General features: G+C 40.8%; 17 protein-coding genes. 10 read left to right on the top strand and 7 right to left on the bottom strand.

Going from position 1 to position 25,897, the window contains the following annotated elements; all coding sequences use genetic code 11:
* Positions 1-24 precede the first annotated feature (24 nt).
* Genes PIECOFPK_RS14240 through PIECOFPK_RS14215 form a run of 6 tightly spaced genes read right to left on the bottom strand, consistent with a single transcriptional unit; the run spans position 25 to position 8,765 of the window.
* Positions 25-1,152 carry a PKD domain-containing protein gene (locus PIECOFPK_RS14240; RefSeq protein WP_409966210.1) on the bottom strand — a complete coding sequence of 376 codons (1,128 nt, stop codon included), beginning with the start codon at positions 1,150-1,152 and terminating at the stop codon, positions 25-27.
* A 45-nt stretch (positions 1,153-1,197) separates the two neighbouring features.
* Positions 1,198-2,043 (bottom strand): cyanophycinase, encoded by an 846-nt coding sequence (locus tag PIECOFPK_RS14235; protein ID WP_409966209.1) that lies wholly within the window; start codon positions 2,041-2,043, stop codon positions 1,198-1,200.
* 6 nt (positions 2,044-2,049) lie between these two features.
* Entirely contained in the window at positions 2,050-3,105 is a 1,056-nt protein-coding gene (locus PIECOFPK_RS14230; RefSeq protein ID WP_409966208.1) for an isoaspartyl peptidase/L-asparaginase family protein, read from the bottom strand.
* A gap of 12 nt (positions 3,106-3,117) precedes the next feature.
* Entirely contained in the window at positions 3,118-4,188 is a 1,071-nt protein-coding gene (locus tag PIECOFPK_RS14225; RefSeq protein WP_330973603.1) for a cyanophycinase, read from the bottom strand.
* A 9-nt stretch (positions 4,189-4,197) separates the two neighbouring features.
* A complete protein-coding gene (locus PIECOFPK_RS14220) occupies positions 4,198-5,598 on the bottom strand; it encodes a RagB/SusD family nutrient uptake outer membrane protein (protein ID WP_330973604.1) in 1,401 nt (466 codons plus the stop codon).
* A gap of 11 nt (positions 5,599-5,609) precedes the next feature.
* The gene (locus PIECOFPK_RS14215; RefSeq protein WP_409966207.1) at positions 5,610-8,765 is read right to left on the bottom strand and encodes a SusC/RagA family TonB-linked outer membrane protein; all 3,156 of its coding nucleotides are present in this window, start codon (positions 8,763-8,765) and stop codon (positions 5,610-5,612) included.
* A 625-nt stretch (positions 8,766-9,390) separates the two neighbouring features.
* Between PIECOFPK_RS14215 and fusA the strand changes: the two genes are divergently transcribed.
* Complete coding sequence (fusA, locus tag PIECOFPK_RS14210; RefSeq protein WP_409966206.1) at positions 9,391-11,541, top strand: elongation factor G; 2,151 nt, start codon at positions 9,391-9,393, stop codon at positions 11,539-11,541.
* A 101-nt stretch (positions 11,542-11,642) separates the two neighbouring features.
* Here the strand turns inward: fusA and PIECOFPK_RS14205 are convergent, their stop codons facing one another.
* Entirely contained in the window at positions 11,643-12,536 is an 894-nt protein-coding gene (locus tag PIECOFPK_RS14205; protein ID WP_409966205.1) for a 1-acyl-sn-glycerol-3-phosphate acyltransferase, read from the bottom strand.
* A gap of 227 nt (positions 12,537-12,763) precedes the next feature.
* Between PIECOFPK_RS14205 and rhaT the strand changes: the two genes are divergently transcribed.
* The 9 genes from rhaT (at position 12,764) to PIECOFPK_RS14160 (ending at position 25,892) form a co-directional block, all read left to right on the top strand.
* On the top strand, positions 12,764-13,876 hold the full coding sequence (gene rhaT / locus PIECOFPK_RS14200; RefSeq protein WP_330973608.1) for an L-rhamnose/proton symporter RhaT: 1,113 nt from the start codon (positions 12,764-12,766) through the stop codon (positions 13,874-13,876).
* Between the two features lie 66 nt (positions 13,877-13,942).
* On the top strand, positions 13,943-16,063 hold the full coding sequence (locus PIECOFPK_RS14195; RefSeq protein ID WP_409966204.1) for a bifunctional aldolase/short-chain dehydrogenase: 2,121 nt from the start codon (positions 13,943-13,945) through the stop codon (positions 16,061-16,063).
* 59 nt (positions 16,064-16,122) lie between these two features.
* Positions 16,123-17,397 carry a sugar isomerase gene (locus PIECOFPK_RS14190; protein ID WP_330973610.1) on the top strand — a complete coding sequence of 425 codons (1,275 nt, stop codon included), beginning with the start codon at positions 16,123-16,125 and terminating at the stop codon, positions 17,395-17,397.
* Positions 17,398-17,455: 58 nt separating this feature from the next.
* Complete coding sequence (locus tag PIECOFPK_RS14185; protein WP_409966203.1) at positions 17,456-18,787, top strand: FGGY-family carbohydrate kinase; 1,332 nt, start codon at positions 17,456-17,458, stop codon at positions 18,785-18,787.
* A gap of 266 nt (positions 18,788-19,053) precedes the next feature.
* Positions 19,054-21,432, top strand: a complete 2,379-nt coding sequence (locus PIECOFPK_RS14180) for a SusC/RagA family TonB-linked outer membrane protein (RefSeq protein ID WP_409966202.1) — start codon at positions 19,054-19,056, stop codon at positions 21,430-21,432.
* Positions 21,429-22,286: a hypothetical protein gene (locus PIECOFPK_RS14175; protein ID WP_409966201.1), complete on the top strand. Its 858-nt coding sequence runs from the start codon at positions 21,429-21,431 to the stop codon at positions 22,284-22,286. The genes PIECOFPK_RS14180 and PIECOFPK_RS14175 overlap by 4 nt, the downstream gene beginning before the upstream one ends.
* Before the next feature lie 77 nt (positions 22,287-22,363).
* Positions 22,364-23,953, top strand: coding sequence for a RagB/SusD family nutrient uptake outer membrane protein (locus PIECOFPK_RS14170; RefSeq protein WP_330973613.1), 1,590 nt, complete (start codon positions 22,364-22,366; stop codon positions 23,951-23,953).
* A 55-nt stretch (positions 23,954-24,008) separates the two neighbouring features.
* Complete coding sequence (locus PIECOFPK_RS14165) at positions 24,009-24,773, top strand: hypothetical protein (RefSeq protein WP_409966200.1); 765 nt, start codon at positions 24,009-24,011, stop codon at positions 24,771-24,773.
* Positions 24,774-24,791: 18 nt separating this feature from the next.
* Positions 24,792-25,892 carry a DUF5007 domain-containing protein gene (locus PIECOFPK_RS14160; RefSeq protein ID WP_409966199.1) on the top strand — a complete coding sequence of 367 codons (1,101 nt, stop codon included), beginning with the start codon at positions 24,792-24,794 and terminating at the stop codon, positions 25,890-25,892.
* Positions 25,893-25,897: the final 5 nt, after the last annotated feature.

Raw genomic sequence — 25,897 nt, 5'->3', positions numbered from 1 at the left:
GTCGCCACTTTTAGTTTCTAGTGTTTATTTTATAAACATCCCCCTGGGGTTATTTACTCCTGATAGGAAAGTTTCGGCACCAGAACCATCGAGATTAGCTCTTTTAATAAATCCGTTATTAGTTTCAGCCCAGTATAGTTTGTTTTCTTTATAATCAACCACTATACCCGAACCGCCTCTATTCCCGGTAACATTTGCAATTTTAGTTATACCAGAGCCGTCTAAGTTGGCCTGCATAATACCCGTATTGTTTCTATCATCATAATAGATCTTGTCATTTACTTCATCTATAAAGATGCCATAGCCGTAAGCGCCTTCAATAACAGCTTCAACCCCTGTACCGTCTGTTTTGGCTGCAAAAAGATTTTCATCGTTTACTTCATAAAAATAGATGGTATTGGATTTGCTATTAAATGCCACAGCACGCATCGCTCCACCGGGGATAGTTATAAATGTTTTTTCATATTCGCTACCGTCCAGATTGGCTCGGGATACATTGGGACCATCGGCGATGTACATTTTACCTTCGGCCAGATTTAACACAACCCCGTAAGGAGAAGCCAAACCGGAAAGTAACTCAACTAAATTTTCGCCATCAAAATCCATCCTCCAAATCTTACCCGAGTTGGTATTCTGGAAATCGCAATAATAAATATGCTTGTTTATAGAATCATAGGCCATACCATGCGCTTCGCGACCTGTCATATTGATAACGGTTTCTACTGTAGAACCTGGGACAAGCGAAATCTTACGTACAAGCTTGCTACCGTACTCGATAAAGTACAATTCTTTATCTGTGTCGATGATAATATTGGGGTCGATGATAACAATATCCATGGAATAGTTGCCTGTTCCGCCTTGTCCGATTACTCTAAGTTTAACTGTATAAGTACCCGGATTAGGATAAGTTTTGCTGGGATCTTTTTCAGTGGATGTTGTTCCATCTCCAAAGTCCCAAAAATAGGAATCCCCGTTCTCCGATTGGTTGGTGAATTGAATGGTTTCATTTATGTTCCACTGGTTATTGGCTACTGTGAAATAGCTTTTAACAGTAGGTGGAAGGTCGTTGAAATTGTATTTTGTTTTCTTACAACCTGTCAAAGCAATTATGATAATTAAAAAGGTAGTCAATAGTCTTTTAAGTGTCATCATTTTTATGATTTTTTGACTGTTAAGTTTGATTAAAAAATTATCTAACTATTTTATTGCAAACTTGTCTCCTTCTGAAAACAAGGAGAAATTTGCGTTTTTAAATGCTACTTTGTTGTTTTTGAAAGTTTTTAGATTCTTGGGAGATGCAATTACAAGCACTTGGTTTTCTCCCACAACTCGAGCTTCTTTTCCTTTTACGATAATTGCAGTACTTTCATCTATTCCTACAATTTTCTTATTGGGATGATCGGCAAGTAGGCTAATTAGTCGGTTGTGTCTACTACGTTTTATGAAGTGTTGGTCAATAATGGCGCCGGTAATAAATCCCATTCCTTGGGAAGTAATTGTATTATTCTTTTTAATGTCTTTAAAACTACCTTTTTTATCTTCCCGCTCTTCTCCCGTAATCATTATTTGCGACATGACTGCGGCCCCGGCACTCGTTCCGGAGATGGTAGCTCCATTGCGCAATGCCTCGTGCATAGCATCATATAGGCGGGTGCCATACACTACTTTCATAAATTTGTTTTGGTCTCCACCTGTGATGTAGATTAATCGGGCATTACGAACCGAATCGATCCATGCTTGATGATGATCTGCCTGTTCTCTATTGAAATTAAAACTGGTAATGTAATTGCCGCACAAATTTTTAATTTGGGATTTGAAGTATGCTACGGATTCTTCCGGAATACTTGTTGCCATAGGAAGTACTACAATGTAATCCGTAGGCCTTAATTGTGCAGTTTCGATTAAAGCTTTCATGAGCTGGGGAGGTCGATCCCCACCACCGATAATGAAGAGAGCGCCTTTATAGGCTTGTCCGTAGGAGGATACCCACGTTAAAGCTAGAACTATAAATAAGAGATATTTTCTAAGCAAAAATCTTTTCATGGTTTGTTACTTGTAAATGTGTACAGATATTTTTCCGTTCTCATCCACGGTGCCACGGTACATGCCCGATGTATTGAATTCCATGGCAACATTTCCGTTCTTATCCAGAGCAATGATACCCCCATCACCGCCTAGACGTTCGATTTCTTCGATTACTTGTTTGGCTGCATCGCTAACCGATAGGTTTTTCAGTTCCATCAACGCTGATACCCGGCTTGCAGCAGTAGCTCTGATGAAGTATTCGCCCCATCCTGTACATGATATGCCGGCTGTATTGTTATTGCAATATGTGCCGGCACCGAGGATAGGAGAGTCGCCTACACGGCCATATCTCTTGTTAGTCATGCCCCCGGTTGAAGTTGCTGCCGCCAAATTGCCCTGTTGATCCAATGCTACAGCCCCAACAGTTCCAAACTTTGCATCTTTTGCAGTAAGTCCGTATATCTGTTGCTGCCGTGGATCTGGTTCATGATAGGCATTGCGTCCATTGCTTTCTTTTTGAATAGTTCTTTGCAATTGGTCCCAACGCTCCTGTGTAAAAAAATATGAAGGGGGAACAGTGTCGCAGCCATGGGCTGCTGCAAACAGCTCTGCGCCTCGTCCAACCATCATTACATGTTCTGATTGTTCCATTACAGCACGTGCTGCGTTGATCGGATTTTTGATATTGGTAACACCGGCAACGGCACCTGCTTTTAGGGTCTGCCCGTCCATGATGGAAGCGTCTAGTTCGTTTTTCCCTTCATTAGTAAATACTGCTCCTTTACCGGCATTGAATAGAGGCGAATCTTCCAGCACGTTTACAGCGGCTTGTACGGCATCAAGAGCGGATTTGCCCTCTTGAAGCAGCTTGTGGCCCGTTTGTAGAGCTTCTGTCAATGCTGCTACATAGGCTTTCTCTTTTTCCTCTGTCATGTGCTGCTTCTCAATAGTGCCCGCACCCCCATGAATTACCATCACATACTTAGTGTTTTTATCTTCTATGGCCTTATTAGTGCATGACTGGAGGGCAAGACTAGATATGCCGGCACATAATACTATTGTTTTAATTATACTTTTCATGGTATTTAAATGTTAGTCACGAACACTTTGAGCCCAGTTGCCTGATGCTACAGCCCACCAATATTTTTCAAGGCCGTTAGTGCTTTCTGGCTGAAAGGTGTTCAAATTAAATTTATTGTTACTTGCTGTTCCCGACTGAGCAAATACCTGTATTGCTTTTCCTTCGTGGTTCCAAGTTACAGGCGTATTTACGGCAAAAGTTTCGGGCGCTTTAGCTGCATCAGTTTTTAAGAAGAAAGCCTTGTTGCTGCCAATAACAGTGGCTATGCCGTTTTCATCAATGCAAACAGCAGTGGCCTCATCCACAGCAATACCGTAAGGAGTTTTACCCCAATCTTTCATGATTCTTCCTAAAAAAGCAATGGAGCGACCTTGTCTATTGCGCTGAGAAAAGTGCTGATCGGTGATGACATTTTGCAGTATGGGAAATTTTAAAAAGTCATCTCTTCCGATGATTACTCTTTCGTGATAAGGGTTGGTGAGTGCATTAATGTTAAGTGACAAATCAATACCACCTCTTTCTGCGCTGAAATAATAATTGCCTAGAATGGCGGCGCCTGCACTGGTTCCGCCTACGGGAACTTTTTTCTCATTGATCAGATAATTGATAGCCGCCATTACTTTGGTTCCCTTCCAATAGTTCACATAGTCAGACTGATCTCCTCCGGCAATGAACAACATCTCAGCTTCGCGAATGATTCTGGCTACATTATCATCGTCAGCAAGTTTACGCGAATCGATTTTCAACGTTTCTACAGAGTTGACATTGCCAAGCCCTTTGATGTAACTATTGTAAGCATCTGTTCCTGTAGCGCGAATAACTACTACATCACCACCTCCGCTTCGTTCAATCATCCATTGTAGTGCTGCACTTACATCCGAACCGCCTCCCATAATCACAATTCCGCCTTTTGTTTGTGTTTGCACATCTGCTGCATCTCCTACAATGCCGATGGAAGCTGAGCGCGTTACGGGTTCCGAAGGTTTGGGCGCATCCGGTCGAAACGGGTTATTAGGGTCGGATGATTTGCCACAACCTATGCAAACCCACACGACAAATATTGCAGAAATGATTTTTTTCATTGTTGAAGTTTAATAGTGGGGATTTTGAGTCATATTTTTATTAACAGCCATTTCATTTGCCGGTATTGGGAAGCAATACTGAGCCGCTGTTGATTCCAGTCTAACTGCACCGGAAGTATTGACAGCGTCTTGAGTAGTGCGCTCCACGGGCATCCTTCTGCGTTTTAAGTCAAAAAACCGATGCCCTTCAAATGCCAGCTCTTTAAAGCGTTCGTTGTAAATGGCATTCAATAAGCTGGTTTTGTCGGCAAAGTTCTGATCGATGTAGTTATAAATTCTGGCTCTTCTTAGCTCGTTTAAGTCCTTCGCTGCTTCAACAAGATTGTTATTTTCCAAATATGCTTCGGCTCTAATTAAATACATTTCTCCGGTACGAAACAGCTTTACATCAGCCAGACCTCTATAACTCGGATTGCCCCCCACATATTTATTGACAAGATACTGGGATTTCCCTGCAGGACGGTTCGGTGCGTATTCGATATAGCTTTCGAATCGAACATCGTCGGTTCTTTGCGATATAGGGCCAAACTGATCAATCAATTTAAATGAGGGGGCATAAAGTACTATTTCGCCTGTCTCGCGGAAAAATGCTGCACCGATTCGAGAGTCGCCGATTACACGGGCAAGTTTCCACACGACTTCTGATTGACTTTCATCTTTCCAGATTTTAGCAAAATCACCTTTGGGAGCTAGCGGTTCGCTGTTTATGACTTCTGACGCATAAGTAATAGCATCGCTCCAGTTTTTCTGATATAAAGCCACACGCGCTTGAATAGCAGCCACAGCTGTTCTAGTAATGCGACTATTGTCATTGAAGCTGGTAGGAATGAGCGCTTTGGCAGCTTGAAGATCGGTATTGATATCTTCAAAATTAGATTGAACAGATGCTCTGGCGGGATAGCCCAGTTTGCGTTCTTTCATGTATGGAATACCTACGCTGTCTTTCTCGTATCCAGAAGCATAAGCTCTCAATAATTCAAAATGGCAGTAAGCACGTAATGCTAGCATTTCTCCGTGGTACTGGTCGAGTTTGCTTTGTGTAGAAGCGTTAACGGGAATATTGGGAATAGCTTCTAATACCCGGTTCGCACGGTCTATCACTACATAATACTCATAGAATGCCGATGTTACTGATCCTGATGATGAATTGTACAACCAGCGATGAGCTGTGGTATTAGATACCGTATTCTCTGTAGGAAACATTACTTCATCTGATACTATTGCCCCTGTTTCTATGATGGTGGAAGTTAAGGGAGCATAGGCTCCGATTACTCCCATGTTTACGTCGTCCAGATTGCGGAACGCTTTACTAGGATCTATAAAATCTGAAGGAGCATTGTCCAGTTTGGAACAAGACTGGAATACGAGTACTGTTAATGCTAATATGGAGAATATTTTTTTTATCTGCATAGTTACTTAGATTAGAAATTAATGTTGATGCCAACTGTGTATTTGCGGGCGTTAGGATATTCAAATCTTCCGTATTGACGGTTGTTTTCGGGGTCCAATCCGCGCCATGTAGTCCAGGTAATCAGATTTTGCCCCTGCACAAATACGTCTACAGATTTTACCACTTGTAAAGACTGCAGTAGTGCGCTAGGTACACTATAGTTGAGTCTTAGGTTTCTCAAACGCATAAATGCTGCATCCTGGATATCTTTAGATGTGAAATTTCTGGGGATATCTATGCGTTGTAAGTGTGCTATATCGCCAGGTTTTTTCCAGCGGTCATACAGCATCCTCTTACTTTGGTTGCTTGTCATGTACGCCTGATTCTCGATGTAAAAGTCGATGTTGTTCCAGCGCTGTACGTCGGATACAAACGAGAATAAGGCGTTTAATGAAAGGGTTTTCCAGCGTATGGTTGTGGTAATTCCTCCGGTTAGCTTGGGATACATAGATGCATTAAGAGGAACTGCCTGTTGTTCTTCGTTATATACATTGGTGATGGAACCGTCGCGATTATAATATAGCGCATCTCCTGTGGCTGGATCCACACCTGCCCAACGGGGAGCGTAATAGGTGCCATAGGGATATCCTACTTTGATAATTCTGGTATCACCATCTGGCAGCTCGTCGGTAACATCACTCACACGAAGAATTTTATTTCTATTAAATGCTCCATTTACCCCTACATTCCAATTCCAGTTTTGGGTTTGTATGATGTCCCCGCTTAAATTAAACTCAATCCCTTTATTGCTCATTTTAGCGGAGCTTAGTGGAGCGGTACCGCCGGATCCGGCCCCAGCAGTGGCCGAAAGCGGCAGGTCGATAAACATGTTCTTTGTGATTTTGCTATAAAAATCTATGATCAATTTGATTCGCTGTGATTTGAAAAGCGAAAGGTCAAAGCCTGCGTTAAACTCGTCTACATACTCCCAATCGAAATCGGGGTTCCCGATGTTGGATGGTCTGATGCCCGGTAAGCCTCCGTATGTAGTGTTGGCTGAATAGGTAGGCAGGTAAGCGAAGTTGCTACCAAATGGACTAGCAGTTTGACCAAAACTTGCTCTTACATGCAAAACAGAGATTAGTTGTGAATTTTTTAAGAAATGCTCCTGTTTTGCGTCCCAGCTGGCTCCAAAGGAATAGAATCCGTGCCAACGATTCTTCTTGGGTACAGATGACAGTGAAGCACCATCATATCTGTAACTGGCAGTAACGGTATATTTATTGTTAAACGAGTAGCGACCTACACTCATGTATGACATGAGGGCACTGTTAGAGCGGCTACCGCTGAGCGTGGGTAAAAATGCAGTACTTACAGTAATACTGGCAGGTGTTTCCGGTAATCTGTCATCTAGGCCATAACCTCTGTAACTGAATGCTCGGTAATGGTTATATAGATATTCGAAGAATCCTGAAATTTCAAAATCATGTACTCCTTGTCTTTTTTTGTATGTGATTCCCGATGTAGATACTATATTGAAATTTCTGCGATATCCTTCACCAAAGGCCCCCTTTTCTCCAGGCTGTCTGCTACCTATGTACGATTGCGGGTTGATAAATAATTGATCCACCGAGTGTCTCAAGTCGATACCGGTTCGGGTACTAACCTTAAGGCCTTTTATTATTTCATATGCCAGATCTAGTCCTAATATGGTTTTAAACTGCTCGGTTTTATCTGATGTTCCGTAGAGAACATCTATACCACGGCTTCCTTCACGTGTATCATAAAAACCCATTCCGTTGTCTACCGGATGGAATACTCCATCAGGTGTATAAGGATATTCATATGGTAAAGCATAATACACCGAAGCCATAGGAGTACCTACTGAGGTGCCTCCTTCATTATACGTAAAGCGCGAGGAGGAATATCCTAAAGAAAGATTTACACCGGCGGAAAATCTTCCAAAGTTAAGATTGGTATTGTTGCGGAGCGAGAATCTGTCCATTCCTGTTTCTTTCACAATACCTTCTTCTTTCCATAAGCCTACAGCACTGTAGGTTTGAACATTTTCATTGCCGGCGCTAAGGCTTACTTGTTGCTCCATGAAGCGGGCGTTTTGGAAGAACATGTCGCGCCAATCGGTATTTATTTTACTTAAGCTGTCTAATATACGATCGGCATTTCGTTGCCACTCGGGAGACTGATTGGCGTAAGTGGGATTTTTAGGAGAGAACCGCCATCCAGGTCCAATATCACGACCGGTTTCAAGACCTACTTCTTCTTCAAAACGCAGACGTTCCTTGGTGTCCGTCATTTCAAAAGTGGGTTGTGTTAAGGTAGAGAAACCGTATTGAGAACTATAATGGATACGAGGCTTTCCCTTTTTCCCTTTTTTGGTATTAATTACAATAACTCCATTGGAACCTCTGGAACCATAGAGTGCTTTAGCCGAAGCGTCTTTTAAAACCGTGATAGATTCAATGTCTTCGGGATTGATGGTTTGAAAATACCCGCTTTCTATAGGAATACCATCCATTACATATAATGGGGTGGTACTTCCGTTTATAGAACCAATACCTCTTATTACTACGGCTGCTGCCTGACCTGGTTGTCCCGAGCTTGAAATAACGCTCATTCCGGGTACACGTCCCTGGAGTATTTGGTCCAGAGTACTCATGGGTATTTTATTGATGTTTTCAGCATTTATCTGTGTTGAGGCACTTGGGCTTTTACCTTTTAAGTACTCTGTGTAACCCGTTATAACAACCTGATCTAAACTATTAATATTAAGCTGTAAAACAATAGTTAGTTGGGTTTCTTTTCCGATAATAACCTTTTGTGTAGTATATGATACGTGAGAGATTTCCAATACATCGCCTTCGTTGGCTTCAATTTCAAAAAGGCCATCGCCGGAGGTTGTAAGGCTGATAGGTTTGCCGTTCAGGCTTATTACTGCACCTGCAATGGGCGAGCCATTTACATCTAAAACAATTCCTCTGATTTTTTTCCATTGAACTGATGAACTACCGAAGGCAACATCCGGTACTTTTAGTGGCGAATAAGCTGTGGCACTTCCGTCATGAATAAATAATAGAAAGCAAAGTGTAGACACACCGAGTCTAAGCGTTTTTCTTGAAAAGAGACAGCTCCGCCTGTCCATTTTCTCATAATCAAATGCTGTAATCATGATAGTTACTAATTAATAAGATAATAAGTAGAAATTGGTTATTAAGGGCTTAAAAATAAAAAAAATGTTTAAACATTAAAAGAAAAGAGACCGAATCGGTCTCTTACGAAAAATAAACTGCAGTTGGTTTCGGTTGCTTTAATAGCAATTGATTATAGATATGGGGTGATGCAACTTTAAAAACGCCATACATAAAGGGCAATCGCAAAACCTCAGGCTATCATTCTTTTTCGTCTTTCCAGGAAATTACTTTTCGTCATTATGTTGTTTAGAGATATTGAAAGTTCTACTTCGTTTTAGAGGTTTTACATTTTAATGTAAAGTTATAGATTAGATAGAAAAGGTAGTTTTTGAAAAAAAAATCGATAAGTGCTCCTTCTGCTTCGATGAATGCCCTGTTTTTTTAGATGAATATTGGTTTTTAAATCGCTAAACTGTCAATTAAATATTGTTTCGACAGAGATTTATAAAAAGTTTCCACAGACAATATAAATTAGGAAAGACAAATCTTATTTTTCCTTACCTTTGCACCCTTAAATTTATGGCTTATACTACCTTTTTGGTAATTGATTATAAGTCAATTGTTTAAGGGAACTAAAAGTTTATAATTCAATCAAGAATAATTATGGCAGATTTAAAATTTCAAAGGAACTTTGGTATTGCCGCTCACATTGATGCCGGTAAGACCACTACAACCGAACGTATTCTACGTTACACAGGTATGATTCACCGTGTTGGTGAGGTACATGATGGTGGTGCTACTACCGACTGGATGGAGCAGGAAAAAGAACGAGGCATTACCATTACTTCTGCTGCTGTAAGCTGTAGATGGAACTTCCCTACAGCAAATGGACAAAACGTTCCGGGTGTAACTAAAGAGTATTCTTTTAATATTATTGATACTCCGGGGCACGTGGACTTTACCGTAGAGGTAGAGCGTTCTATGCGTGTGCTGGATGGTCTGATTGCCCTGTTTTCTGCAGTAGATGGGGTAGAGCCTCAGTCTGAAACTGTATGGCGTCAGGCTAACCGTTACAAAGTTCCTCGTATCGGCTTCGTAAACAAAATGGACCGCCAGGGTGCTGACTTCTTAAACGTGGTACAGCAGGTGAAAGATATGCTTGGCGCAAAAGCGGTTCCCTTACAATTGCCAATTGGTGCTGAGGACAGCTTTAAAGGTGTTGTAGACCTGATCAGCGGTAAAGGTATTATTTGGGACGAGGCTACAGAGGGAATGACCTATACAGAGGTTGAAGTTCCGGAAGAAATGAAAGCTGATGTGGAGCACTGGAGAGCTAACCTTATCGAGGCGGTAGCGGAGTACGACGATACCCTGATGGAGAAATTCTTCGATGATCCTAATTCTATTACTGAAGACGAAATTCATGAAGCTATACGTAAGGCTTGTATCGACCTGAGCATCGTTCCTATGATGTGCGGATCCTCTTTCAAAAATAAAGGGGTACAAACCGTACTGGATGCTGTTTGTCGCTATCTGCCTTCACCAGTTGATATCGAGGCTATTCAAGGTACAGATCCTAAAGATCCTGAAAAAATTCTGAGCAGAAAGCCGGATGTAAAAGAACCATTCGCCGCTTTGGCATTCAAAATCATGACCGACCCATTCGTAGGTCGTCTGGCTTTCTTCCGTGTTTATTCTGGTCGTCTTGAGGCTGGTTCTTATGTATTAAATGTAAGAAGTGGTAAGAAAGAGCGTATCAGCCGTATCATGAAAATGTTTGCCAACAAACAAAACCCCATCGACTTCATCGAAGCCGGTGATATCGGAGCTGCTGTTGGTTTCAAAGAAATTAAAACTGGGGATACCCTTAGTGACGAAAATAATCCCATTGTACTGGAAAGCATGTTCATACCCGAGCCTGTGATTTCAGTTGCGGTAGAGCCTAAGACTCAAGCCGATGTAGATAAAATGGGTATGGCCATCGCTAAGCTGGTAGAAGAAGATCCCACATTGCGTGTAAAAACCGATGAAGATACCGGACAAACCATTCTGAGCGGTATGGGTGAGTTGCACCTGGATATTATTGTAGACCGTATGCGTCGCGAGTTTAAGGTAGAAGTAAACCAAGGTGCTCCTCAAGTGGCTTATAAAGAAGCCTTTACTGCAACTATTGAACACCGCGAAATCCTGAAAAAGCAAACCGGTGGTCGTGGTAAGTTCGCTGATATCTTCTTCAGTATCGGTCCTGTAGATGAAGATTGGAAGAAAGAAAATCCTGATAAGAACTTCCAGTTTGTTAACGATATCTTCGGTGGTGCTATTCCTCGTGAATTTGTACCTGCGATTCAGAAAGGTTTCGAGTCGGCTATGACTGCCGGTGTGTTGGCCAACTATCCAGTAGATAACATGAAGATTCGTGTATTCGACGGTAGCTTCCACCCGGTTGACTCCGACTCTATGTCTTTCGAGCTTTGTGCTAAACAAGGTTTCCGCGAAGCTGCTCGCAAGGCTAAGCCGATTCTGCTGGAACCAATCATGAAAGTAGAAGTAATTACTCCAGAGCAATACATGGGTGATGTTACTGGTGACTTGAACCGTCGTCGTGGTTTGATGGAAGGTATGGATACCCGTGCAGGCTCTCAGGTTATTAAGGCTAAAGTGCCACTGAGCGAAATGTTTGGATATGTAACCCAACTGCGTTCGCTGACTTCTGGCCGCGCATCTTCTACTATGGAGTTCTCGCATTACGCTCCGGCTCCTAACAACATCGCCGAAGAAGTAATTGCTAAAGCAAAAGGTAAAATCACTGCTTAATGAAAAGTGATTTTAGCATCATATTAAACCCGGCCTCAAGCCGGGTTTTTTTATTCTAACCATATATAAAAAATGCTAAGCTGTAATTAATAGCAACTAACCTATTTGTCTAGCCTGATATCATATTTTACATAACAAGCTGCCGTAAGGAATAATAGTAACAAGCATAGTAAACCCCATCCGCCCCAGATACTACATGCCAGAAGCGTTATTGCGAGTAAGTAAACAGGATAGCTTAAAAAGAGCAGTGCAAAAATGACTGCGTCGAAATGGATGCTTTTCGAAAAGAATAATTGTGTAATGAGTTTTGCTAATACATACAATGGTGCATGAAGAAGCGCACCCATGAGAGCAAGTGGGGCCAGAACCCTCTTTGTGGTTCGGGATGCTTTTCCGAATTTTTCCTGTAGGAGGTTGTAGTTTCCACCTGGAATTTCATAAACCAATTGCTGTAGTTGTGCTTGTAGCAATTCGTTGAATTGGTTATAGACGTTGCCTTCTGCAAGAGAAAGATCGAAATGTTCTTTTCCAATAAGTTCGCCAAAGCGCACATGAATCAATTTGCCATAACGCCGGAATGAGCTGTAGTTAATTCCTGCGGGTAGTACTTTCAAGGGAATACCTCCCTTCCAGGCTTTCAATGCAAGACGGGCAGTTCCTTTTTTAAGAGGTCGTAGACGCCATTCATTTACACATAACCCCTCGCTGAATATCAGAACCCCTTCATTCTTTTTAAAAATTTCAATACAGGCGTCGAATGTCTGATAATTAATGTGGAGGTTTTCCGCTCCTTCCCTAATACGGTAGATAGGAAGCATCTTTAAAATACGCAGTATGCGAAAAACCTGTTTGGACTGGAATGCGTCACCACGGGCTAATGAAGTGATGGGAAGGTCAAACAATATATCAAATATGATTGCATCCAGAAAGGAGTTAGGGTGATTGCTAGCAATCAACAACGGACCTTTAAGCTTGAGCATGCTTTGTTTGTCCACAATCAAAGAGTGGAAAAACAGTGGTTTCGCAAGCCGTGCATATATTTTTAAAATCTGATAAAGCAAAGACTCTGGAATTTCTTACAAAAGTAATTCTTCGCAATATCAGGTATAACAATTTTTTCCTATGAAAATAGTCATGATGGAGCATGATGGTTGCGGATTTTACATTGCCTATTTTCGGGTTGTCAATCTGTAAATAATAGCTAAACGAAACACTTGTTCATATGAATGCCTTATTAGGAGTTATTTTTCATTTTATCGGCGGATTTGCTTCCGGTAGTTTCTATATACCCTATAAAAAAGTAAAGGGTTGGGCATGGGAGACTTATTGGTTAATCGGAGGTTTGTTTTCTTGGCTGGTTGTTCCGCCTATAGCAGCTTGGTTGACGATTCCCGATTTCACACAAATTATTGCGGAGGCAGATAAATCGGTAATCGGATACGCTTATTTGTTCGGTGTATTATGGGGCATTGGGGGGTTAACATATGGATTAGGGGTCCGTTATTTGGGAGTTTCGTTAGGAAGCAGTGTTATTCTTGGACTTTGTATGGTGTTTGGTGCGCTGATTCCGGCTATTTATTATCAGTTCAATCCGGCCGAAGGCAAGGATATGATTACTAGTCTTACCCATACCGGCTGGGGACGTACCGTATTGGCAGGATTGCTAGTATGTATTGTGGGGATAGTACTTTGTGGCAAGGCAGGAATGATGAAAGAAAAAGAATTGGCGGGTGTAGGAGGAAAGGAAGCGCGTCCTGATTCTGATGCTGAGGCGCATCTTTCCGGTAAGGACGAGTATAAATTTGGGCTGGGAATATTTGTAGCAATTGTTTCAGGTATATTAAGCGCTTGTTTCAACTTTGGTATAGAAGCGGCAAAGCCCATGGCCGAAGTAGCTAATAGTTTATGGAAAGAAGCACATCCGGGACAAGGTGAATTTCTTTTTCAGAATAATGTATCATACATCGTTATACTGTGGGGAGGACTTACTACAAATCTGATATGGTGCTTGCTGCTTAATGTGCGTAATAAAACTTACGGCGACTACGCTAATAGCAGTGCACCTGTTATACGTAATATAATTTTTTGTGCACTAGCTGGTACTACCTGGTTTTTGCAATTTTTCTTTTACGGCATGGGGGAAAGCAAGCTAGGAAACGGTGCCAGCTCGTGGATATTACATATGGCCTTTATTATTCTTATTGCCAATGTGTGGGGACTAATACTGAAAGAGTGGAAAGGTGTAAGTAAAAAAACATTAGTAACTGTAATTGCAGGAATTCTGGTAATACTGCTATCGGTGCTGTTAGTAGGCTGGGGCAATTCGATGCGGTAGGTTGATTAAAATGATTTAGTAATAGTATATCAAATACTCTTAGAGGCGTTTTATAAATTAATGATTATGGGTACAGAAGCAAAGAAGTTTAAACATGTAAGTTATTTGTGGGATGAAGCCAAAGCGGCGGAATTAGCCGGAGATGAGGTGGCATTGTTGATTTATCGTTCCAATTTATTGGGTGCAGATTTGCGACTAACTAACTATGGAGGAGGCAATACCTCTTGCAAAGTAACTGCGAAAGATCCCCTTACCGGTGAAGATACGGAAGTGATGTGGGTGAAAGGCAGCGGTGGTGACCTAGGAACATTAAAAAAGAGCGGCCTTGCTGCGCTGTATGTAGATAAACTGCGTAGCCTTACAAAAGTATACCGTGGGGTGGAGTATGAGGATGAAATGGTGGAGCTATTCAATCATTGCATTTATGATTTGAAGTCTAAGGCACCCTCCATAGATACGCCTTTACATGCTTTTCTACCATTTAAACATATCGATCATTTGCATCCTGACGCAGCTATTGCCATTGCTGCAGCTAAGGATGGGGAAGCGATTACTAAAGAGCTTTTTGGAGGTACTATAGGTTGGGTGCCCTGGCAGAGACCAGGATTTGAGTTGGGGCTGATGTTGAAACGTTGTGTAGAAGAGAACCCCGGTATCAGAGGAATTATGCTCGGTTCTCACGGTTTGTTTACCTGGGGAGATACGGCCTACGAAAGCTATATGAATACATTGGAGGTAATTGAAAAATGTGCAGCATATATTGAGCAAAATATTGGTAAAAAAAGGCCTGTATTTGGTGGCGTTAAGATGGAGCCCCTGTCCAAGGAAAAAAGATTGAAACAAGCTGCCGCTCTGGCCCCTGTGCTGCGCGGCTTTTGCTCCTCACATGTAAAAATGATAGGACATTTTACCGATGATGAACGCGTATTAGAGTATATTAATTCCAATGACTTGGAACGACTGGCGCCTTTGGGAACTTCATGTCCGGATCATTTCCTTCGTACGAAAATAAGTCCGCTGGTATTGAATCTCGCTCCTGATGAGAATTTAGATGATGTAGCGGTTGTAAAAGAAAAGTTGCAGCCATTGTTTGAAGATTACCGTCAGATGTATAAGGAGTATTATGAAACCTGTAAGCATCCTGATAGTCCGGCGATGCGCGATCCTAACCCGGTAATTATCCTCTACCCGGGAGTTGGAATGTTTGCTTTTGCGAAAGATAAACAAACGGCAAGGGTAGCGGCAGAGTTCTACATTAACGCCATTAATGTGATGCGTGGTGCTGAAGCTATTTCCGAATACACATCGCTACCCCGTCAGGAAGCTTTCAATATTGAATATTGGCTGCTGGAAGAAGCTAAATTGCAGCGAATGCCCAAGCCTAAACCTTTAAGTGGACGTGTAGCACTGATAACCGGAAGCGGTGGTGGTATTGGTAAATCTATAGCTAAAAAATTTGCACAGGAAGGAGCTTGTGTAATTATCAGCGATATTCATCAAGAAAGAATGAAGGCTACGGTAGAGGAATTTACCAAACAGTATGGTAAAGATGCGGTAACTTCCGTAACTCTGAATGTAACAGATGCAACCTCTATCGATGCCGCTCTGGAAGACGCTATACTGGCTTTTGGCGGTGTGGATATTGTAGTGAATAATGCGGGTATTAGCATCTCGAAGAGTATTGCAGAACATTCGATAGAGGAATGGGATCGCCTGTACGATATACTGGTGAAAGGGCAGTTTATGGTATCGAAAGCTACAGTAGCAGTAATGCGTAAGCAAAATATAGGTGGCGATATCATAAATATTGTGTCGAAAAATTCTGTAGTGGCTGGTCCTAATAACGCTGGCTATGGTTCGGCAAAAGCTGCTCAGGCGCATCTTTCGCGTTTATTGGCTGCAGAACTGGGGGATGATAAAATTCGTGTCAACTCTGTAAATCCAGATGCTGTAATTGTTGACTCCAATATTTGGGCCGGCGGTTGGGCTGAGGGACGTGCAAAAGCTTATGGTATTACAGTGGAGGAATTGCCAGCGTTTTATGCTAAACGCACGCTCATGAAAGAAGTGATTCTTCCGGAAGATATAGCCAATGCATGTTTTGTGTTTGTAAGTGGATTGTTGAATAAATCTACAGGAAACGTATTGAATGTAGATGGTGGCGTGGCGCAGGCTTTCCTGCGATAAGCACTTTGGGCATATATCGGTTTAAAAAGATTTACTAAATTGTAAAAAAGCTTGGTTATATGATTATAAGTCAGTCGCAGATAGATGCACATAACGAGAAAGGGCTTGCTGCGCATAGGAAGCGGTTGGAGTTTTTAACTTCGGAAATTGAAGGGGTTGAAGATATTATTAACAAGCTAATCGATTTTCAGATTGCAATTCCATCGTGGGCATTAGGAAGTGGAGGTACTCGTTTCGGGCGTTTTAGTGGAGGTGGCGAACCTTCTTGCCTTGAAGAAAAACTGGAGGATATAGGATTGCTACATCGGTTGAATCGCAGCAGTGGTGCGATATCATTGCATATCCCTTGGGATATTCCCCGAGATCCGCAGGCTATTAAAAACTTAGCAGCGGATTTGGGACTTCGCTTTGATGCTATGAACTCCAATACCTTTCAGGATCAGGAAGGGCAGGCCTTGAGTTATAAATTTGGCTCTATGCAGCATGTAGACAAGGCTGTGCGTCGTCAAGCAATTGAGCATAATATTGAAGTTATAAATTATGGTATTGAATTAGGCTCTAAATCGCTAACAGTGTGGCTGGCCGATGGTTCCTGCTTCCCCGGACAGTTGAACTTTAGACGGGCGTTTAATAATACGCTGGAATGCTTGCAAGAGGTATATAAAGCGTTACCCGACGACTGGAAGATGTTTGTAGAGTATAAAGCTTATGAACCTAATTTTTATTCCACTACAGTAGGTGATTGGGGGCAATCATTTTTATATGCAAGTAAATTAGGTGATAAGGCTTATACATTGGTAGACCTAGGGCACCATCTGCCTAATGCAAATATTGAACAGATTGTTGCGTTGTTGCTTAGCGAAGGTAAGCTGGGTGGTTTCCATTTTAATGATAGTAAATACGGTGATGATGATTTGACGGTGGGAAGTATTAAACCGTATCAGCTCTTCTTAATATTTAATGAGTTGGTAGAGGGAATGGATGCTCGTGGTATGAATCATGCAACGGATTTGGGATGGATGATTGATGCCAGTCATAATGTAAAAGACCCACTTGAGGATTTATTGCAAAGTGTAGAAGCTATTAAACTGGCTTATGCACAAGCGCTGCTGGTGGATACTAAAGCGCTTAATGAAGCGCAGATGAGTAATGATGTGGCAGCTGCTCAAGAGATTTTGCAACATGCATTTCGAACCGATTTGCGGCCACTGGTAGCAGAAGCCCGCTTGAGGGCCGGTGGTGCTTTGCAGCCCCTACAATTATTTAGAGATGCTAAGGTAAGGCAACAACTTATAGGAAAACGCGGGGAGAAGACGGTGGCTACTGGCCTATAAGGATGGCCTAGTCATATTAGCTGTGTGATTAATCATTGTTTAAATATAGATAGTCTTGGTGTCGGTAATTGCTATATTTGATATTGGAAAAACCAATAAAAAGTTTTTTCTTTTTAATGAGGATTATAAGATCGTGGAGGAGTCTTCTAAAACATTTACGGAAATAGAAGATGAAGATGGTTTTCCATGTGAAAACTTACAGGTACTTTCGAAATGGGTGAGAAATACACTGAGCGAATATCTCCAAGATAGCACCTACGACATCAAGGCTATCAATTTTTCTGCATATGGGGCTAGCTTTGTGCATCTTGATAGAGAAAATAATATAGTTACACCTTTATACAATTATCTGAAACCTTATCCTATTGAAATTGAAAAGCAGTTTTATGATATACACGGCACAAAGGAAGCTATATCACTGACAACTGCCTCTCCTGCATTGGGCAACCTGAACTCCGGATTGCAATTGTATGCATTGAAATATCATCGCCCTGAAATTTTTTCAAGAATTGCCGCATCCTTACATCTGCCGCAGTATATGAGTTTTCTGATATCGGGAAAGCACTACGCTGATATCACCAGTATCGGGTGTCATACGGCATTGTGGGATTTTACTACAGGTAATTATCATGACTGGGTGTTTAAGGAAGGAATTGATAAAAAGATGCCACCTCTTTTTCCCGGAACAGATGTAATAGATATAGTTTACAATAATAAGCCGTTAAAATGCGGAGTAGGACTACATGACAGCTCTTCGGCATTTATACCTTACATTAAACATGTAAATGAGCCATTCTTGCTGATTTCTACCGGTACCTGGTGTATTAGCATGAATGCTTTTAATAATACACCCCTTACCCAGAGTGAGCTGGAGAACGATTGCCTGTGTTATATGACCTATGAGGGAGCTACGGTGAAATCCTCCCGCTTGATGGCTGGCTATGCTCATGAAATTGTGGTTAAAAAATTGTCGGATTATTTCGGTACTGAACTGAATTATTTTGAGAAGATTGCTTTTGATAAAAACTTAATCAGAAAAGAACCTCCGTTGAAAGACCTTACCTCTTTTGATGTGTCAGCGTATGCGAGTTACGAAGAAGCTTATATGAATTTCATCAAACAAATCGTATTGGCGCAGAAGGCCTCCACTGATTTGGTGATAAATAATACAATAAAAAAACTGTTTGTGGATGGAGGTTTCGCAAAGAATGAAGTTTATATGCAATTGTTGGCCGATGCCTATCCTCATATTGAAGTGTATGCGGCATCTGTATCACAGGCTTCTGCCATAGGAGCAGCTATGGTGCTTCATCGGCACTGGAACCGTTTTGAACTGTCTAATAATATGATTAATCTTCGCAGATTTCATGCTGCCTCTGCTTTTGATTGATGCTTCATTTCGATGCTCATTACAGAGTTGCTTTTGTTTTGCAATAAAAATAGATAGTTGTTGTAACGAAATCCGCCATTGGATGCGTAGGGAGTAGTTTTGTACTTACTCTCTATGTGGTAGCATGTCTAAGATGCAATTATTAGCATTCGGGAACGTTTCCGGAAACGTTCCCGATCATCAATTATGTCAGATCGAGCGTTTATATCATGGCTTGTCATAATTTTAGATGTAATAAAATTATTGCCTGACATAAACCTCATGCTATGAGATGTTCGCTTGTTATTCTCTCAATTTTACGATCAGTATTGTTGATTTTTCTCAGTGTATTACCTCAGGTAATGTTTGGGCAGAATGAGATTATTAAAGGAACGATTACTGATCAGGCCGGAAAACCATTACACGGTGTTACTGTAGCGGCGATTAAATCAGGAACAACTACAATGACTTCAGATGATGGGAGCTTTACGATTAATGCTGTAGCTTCCGACTCATTAATGATATCATTTGTTGGGTATTTATCGCAAATACTACCCGTATCCGAAGTACACAATCGTGTTATTAAATTAAGTGCAGATGAGTTAGGTACCGGTCTTAGTGAAGTGGTGGTAATGGGATATAAGAATGTTTTAAGAAAGAATGTGGCGGGAGCGGTGGCTTCTGTTAATATGCAAGATCTGCAGAATATTCCTACATCCACGGTCCTAGATGTGTTGGCAGGTAAAGTGGCAGGTATGCAGACAATTGTAAGAGCAGGCGTTCCGGGAGGTGCTACAGGCGGATTGGTTATACGAGGTAACAGTAGTCTCTCTGCTGCAGATGATGCAAGCGGCTTGAGCAATCCGCTATATATAGTAGATGGTGTTCCTATGTCGCTTAGTGATTTAGCTGGCTTCGATGCAACACAGAACGATTTTTTTGCAACATTAAATCCTAATGACTTTGAATCTATTGATGTACTAAAGGATGCAGCAGCTACTGCGATATATGGAGCCAGAGGTGCAAATGGTGTAATTATTATTAAAACGAAAAGAGGACGTAAAGGAAAGACAAGGATCGCTTATAATGGAGCCTATGGTGTAAATCTGAAGCCCGAGAAGTTAAAAGTATTTATAGGTGAGGCAGAACGAGAAGAAAAGCTAAGACTATATGAAATTAGTATGAGAACATTGTTTGGCGATCAGGCTTGGATCGATGTTCGTAACGGGCTTGAGGTTTATGGGTATATGCAGCCACCCGTACTTACCGATAAAAATAATCCAGCTTTTAATGGTGCCTACGATTATCAAGCTCTTTTTTATCAAAATGGGTTTAATCAAAGACACGATATTGCTATTGATGGCGGTAACGAACTAGGGGCTTATCGTATTGGGCTAGGATACTATGATGAAAAGGGAATTTTGAGTGGAATTGGCTTTAAATGGTTTTCGGTGAATTCTAGCGTAGTAAGTGATATTGGTAAATATGTGCATAACGACTTTGTTATGAACTTCGCACTGCTTGATCGAAGAGGAGGTAGCACAGATAGAATGCGCACTTTCCCAACAAGCCCAACACAATTGCCTTCTTCTCTTTATTACAGAACCCAACAGGAACTGGATTTATTATCGGGTAGATTGAGTGATGTGTATCAGAAAAATGGGACTTATCAATTGCGGTTTAGCGATGCATTGAGGATAAAATTCTTGAAAAACTTTACTTGGGATAATCAGGGGTCGTTGTTTATTGATTTAGGAAGAAAGCAATACTTCGTTCCCACCACGGCCGCTTACAATAGCTTATCTTATGCACAGAGTTGGAATAGTGAAAATTTCTCTTTTACGGGAAGTTCAGTTCTCAGTTATTTTAAAGAGGTGAATGATCATGAAATAGCGGGTTTATTGGGTACAGAGATGAAAAAAGATCGTCAGTCTACCGATTGGGTAGATGCAGAAGATGGTCCGAGTGATTATATAAAAGTGATTAAAGGATATAAAAAGGAATCTATCAACGGCGGCTCGGACGTAGTAAAGTCAAACATGCTATCTTATTTTGCCAACCTGTCCTATGGATATAAAGATCGCTACAAAATAGAGGGTGTTATCAGAAGAGATGGACATTCTAGATTCGGTGCTGATAATAAGTGGGCCACTTTCCCATCCTTATCTACATACTGGATTTTTACTAGAGAACCTTGGATGAAGAGCGATGTACTAACATTTGGTAAGTTACGCTTCTCATACGGTAGAGCTGGACAGATAGATCCGGATCCGCTATTACAGTATAACTCTTTTATTGCAATTAATAATATAGGTTCTGGAATAGGAAATATATATAGTAATAAACTAGACGTTAAGACTTATAATGGTAAAACAGTTCTGATTTCCGATTTCAATAAAATAGCGAATACTTCTCTTTCTTGGAGCACTTCGGAGGAAGTAAACTATGGTCTGGACCTAGAATTTTTTAAGGAACGTCTTTATATAAATACTAACCTCTATTCGCGATACGAAAAAGGGCTCATTTTTACTTCAGCACTTTCTCCTTTTATGGGATTTAATTCTATTCGCTCCAATCTCGTTGATATGATTAGTAACGGATATGAGTTGAGTATTATGGGGTATTTGTTTCCAAGAACCATTCTTTTCAGTGGGATTGGACTGTGAATCTGGCAAGAAACAAAACTGTTATTGCTAAATTGGGTAACGGCGGTCGTGATTATATTAATGGTGATTATGCTTTTGTAGTAGGGGAACCCAGTTTCCAGTATTATACTTATGAATATTTAGGGCCTCTTCAAAATGAGGACGACTTGCCTGTGAATCCTATGACAGGGACTCCCATGACGTATTTGTGGGCAGACGCTGGGTTGGCTATTGGACGATCTGGCAAAATATTCCCCGGTATGCCATTATTTACTGATGTAAATGGAGATTACCAGATAGATGGAGCGGATTATGGGTATGATAAAAAAATTATTCCGGGCAAATCTCCAGAGCCCAAAGTAATGGGAGGGGTTTCAACCAATATTAGATGGAAACAATTTTCTTTCAGAGTTCAGAGCTCATTTGCGTTTGGCCATTACATTTTCAACACTTCTTTGCAGGAGATGTTAGCTCAGTATGATGATAATATTGCATTTTTTCAGAATGCACTTTATGATTTCGGTAATAAAATTCGTTTCTGGGAATATCCGGGCGATGATGCTTATTATCCCATGCGTTTTATTAATTACAGCGATGGCGGTAGTGCACGCTCATTTAGAAGGTCTTCTATGTTTATAGAGAAAGGTGATTATTGGAATATTGACAATATTACCATTGCTTATTCCTTGCCTGCGAGAATAGCGTCTAAGTTGTATATGAGAAATGCTCAGGTTTATTGTACCATGCGCGATGTGTATATGTGGAAGAAATCAAATGTTCCGGATCCCCGACAGGTTTCAAAGACTGGGTATTATGTAGGGCAAGGATATCCTATCACCAAGAATATCTCTTTGGGGATAAACATCAACTTCTAATTTTTTTACTTATGAAAAAGGTTGAATTCATATATAGAAAACTTTATTCGGGCCTTCATTATATAAATCTTACACGAATGAAAAAGCTCCTTATTGCAATCACTTTCAGTTTTGTACTGTTTTCTTGCGGCAAAAACTTTCTCAATCCCGAACAGATAGATCTGGTTTATAATGACGTTTTCTGGTCAAATGAGAATGATGCTGAAAAAGCAGTATTAGGCGTATATGCATTATATAGGGGTATTATGGTTACGGCGGAAATGTATGAGCGAGGAGATGTAACTACAGGATATTATAGGAGAGGATGGAATGGTGGATCTCCTGATGCATTATACCAGACGGTTAATATACCTGCAAATCAGAGAGCTTGGGGAAACTTAGATGGTATGGCTAATTGGGGTAACTATTATAAGGTGATTGCAATGGCTAATCTAACGCTTTCGCGTATCGAGAAGATGGATGACGGATTATTTTCTAGCGGAAATAAAAATAGACTTTTGGGAGAAGTTTATTTCTTAAGAGCGCTCACTTATTATAATATCGCTACCATATGGGGGCATGCTCCTCTTATTTTAGATCCTATTGAAAGCTCTGAGCAAGTGATAGATGCTGATAATTTATTAATTAATAGAGCACGCGTACCTGATGTCGAAATTATGAATACTGTGCTCGAGGATGTTGCTAAGGCCATTTCTTTGCTTTCTTTTGGAAGACCGGGGTCGGATGATTGGGGTGTGATTGCAAATAAAGGAAGCGCTCTAGCACTTTCAGGATATGCCAATATGTGGATGGCTTTTTTAAAGAAAAGAGATGGAGCGTCTCCTAATGAATACTATACGCAAGCTGTTACAGATCTTGAAAATGTTGTTACTAACGGGGGGTATGTATTAGCTTCTTATGGATCAAGAGAGGCGGTACAAAATCTTTTTAAAGGGAAGTCTTCTGAATCGGTTTTTGAGTTAAGTGTTTCTGCAGCGTTGGGAGAGAGTTATCGTGTAGACGCGGGAGGAATACAGTATTTGACATGTAAAATTCCGCCTTTCGATGGGGATGTAAAAAAAGACAGAGCCAGTAGTATCAATTGGGTTCCGGCCATTAAGAAACCGATGATGTATCCCGAGTATCCCCAGGATAAAAGAGCTGATTGGTTTTTCGCAGCCTGGGAGTCGCCTTATAACGATCCTTTTTCTGACGTGAGTCAAACGGCGGTAGATCGAGAGCTAGTAACATGGTTAACAAAGTTTGCTTCATTCACTCCAGATCCCTCGCGCCAGTGGAACGAATATCTGGGGTATTTTGCAGATGCTAATATTCCTGTTTTCAGATTTACTGATGTAAAACTACTACTTGCAGAAGCATATTATTATACTAACCAGTCTAGTAAAGCCATTCCTATTATCAATGAAATAAGACAAAGAGCAGGCTTGTCTAACTATTCTGGTAGTGATGTATTAAAAGCTATCCTTCAAGAGCGCACAAGTGAACTACAGGGAGAAGGTAAACTGTTCTTTGATTACATACGTAACGGATTTATTGAAAATATGCCGCATATAGACGCCGCTCGCTATAATCAGCAAGGTTATTATTGGCCGGTAGGTAGTAATATTTTATTGCGGAATAAAATGATTCAGCAAACTCCTTACTGGAATGGAAAAACAAGCTGGTAATTATAGTGTCAAGACTTTTTGCATGCGGAGGTTCTATTAACAAAAAAATGTAAAAATGAAAAAGATATTATTCATTGGGTTGTTAGCCGTTTTAATGATGGCCTGCAAAAAAGACTACATTATTGGTGGTACCCGCAATGAAACCAATAAGGTAAACATGACTACCTATGAATTTCTTAAGTCTCAGGAAATTACTCAAAGTGTAGCTCGTTTGTTTGAGCGCGCCAATCTAATTAATGAAATTAATGGAGACGTTACACTTATATCTCCCAACCAATATTCGGTAAACAGATATTTAAGAAGAATTAATAATAGACGATTAAGATTAGATCCTAGAGCCACATTGTGGACGGTAGAAGACATTCCAGTAGAGGATCTGCAGCAATTGAAAATGTATGTGGTTCGAGGTAAATATACTAGCAATGAGTTAAATAGTGAAGGTATCAAACTTGCAACACTTAATGGTACCGATAGTGTTCTGTTAGCTTTAAGAGAGTCCACGGCTGAGCCTGCGGCTGCATGGGATGGGTCAAACGTATCGGGTGCCGGATATCAATACCCCAATTTTATGCAGACCATTCCCAAAAAGGTATTTGTGCATTTTAAACGCGGCGCAAATTGGGAAACTACTGGGGAGCAAAGAGCTGCCTTAGGGTATGATAATCCCGAATGTGATCAAGTGTATCAAATGTACTTGTCAGATGTAGAGACCACCACAGGTGTTGTTCATATACTATATGTGGGGAACTACAATTTTAATGAGCATTACTATTATCACACCCTGTTTTTCTTAGGCACCAGGGCGGATGATTTATTGTAAAATATAAAACTGTAACAGATGAAGAAACTACTTGTATATATCATGATGTTTCTAGTTATATACGCATGTAAGAAAGATCCAGTGGAGAAAGGATTTATAAGTGATGAGATTCGGCTGAAAGGAGCTGATACTATTGATGTGCCTATAGGAATTAGAACCAACACTGATGTGGCCTGGCTGGATGGTTCTTCTCAGCCTGTTGAGTTCTATATTGAAAATATTAGGGATGCTAATGGTAATAGATCAGAACAATTTTTTGAGGAACTACCTTATCGGTCATGGCTTCAACCCTATAATTATTTGACGGATACTACATTGGAGCAGGTTTTGGCCAAGATTTCTGAGCAAAAAGCACCACCGATAATTATTAATAAAACAAATGGTTCTCTCTATTTTTTGGAGACAACAAGTACATTACAAAATCCAGGTGATGTGTTTCATATTGATGTAAGAGTAAAAAATTCAAAAGGTGAGCGCATTATTAAGGACTATGCAAAAATTCGTCTAACACAAAGTGGAAGAGATTTTGATATTAATATGGCAACTACTGCTATATTACTAGTAAATACTAATGGGGAAACCACCTTTACGCTATACGATGATATTCAGGCGGCCACAGCACCGGAGCGTATTCAAAATATTTACGATAATAATGGTAAGGAATTATTTCAACTAACCAGAGTGGCTGATACACCTTATGTTGGGGTGCGTTTAATACTTCAGTTTAAAGATGCTGAAGGCCGCATCTTCGATCCTAGAGATTATGACATATATAGTACTACTACGGATAGTTATTTTAGACTAGGATTGAACAGGGTGAATACCGAGGAAGGTGCCATGGTTGAGTTTCCAATGACTCCATGGCCTGTTAGCTCGGGATTTATGACAACATTTGAAAAAAGTGGCACCTACGATTATTCCATACTAGATACGGCTACTTTGCGAAGAGAAGTATATGAAGAGATGAAATATGCATCTTTAAATCCATGGCCTGAACCTGAGTGGGGGGCTATCAGATGGTATGCCCAATTGAGATCTCAGGTGAAGTTCCTGAGGAGCGGAACGTATAAAATTTCAGTCACTTTCCCTTGTACTTATTTAGATGGTACTTTTAATTAAGTTAA

It is taken from the genome of Chitinophagaceae bacterium C216, from assembly GCA_028485475.2.
GTDB classification, from domain to species: domain Bacteria; phylum Bacteroidota; class Bacteroidia; order Chitinophagales; family Chitinophagaceae; genus Niabella; species Niabella composti.
Note: the sequence above shows the minus strand (reverse complement) of the source record. Positions and strands in the feature narration are given on the sequence as shown.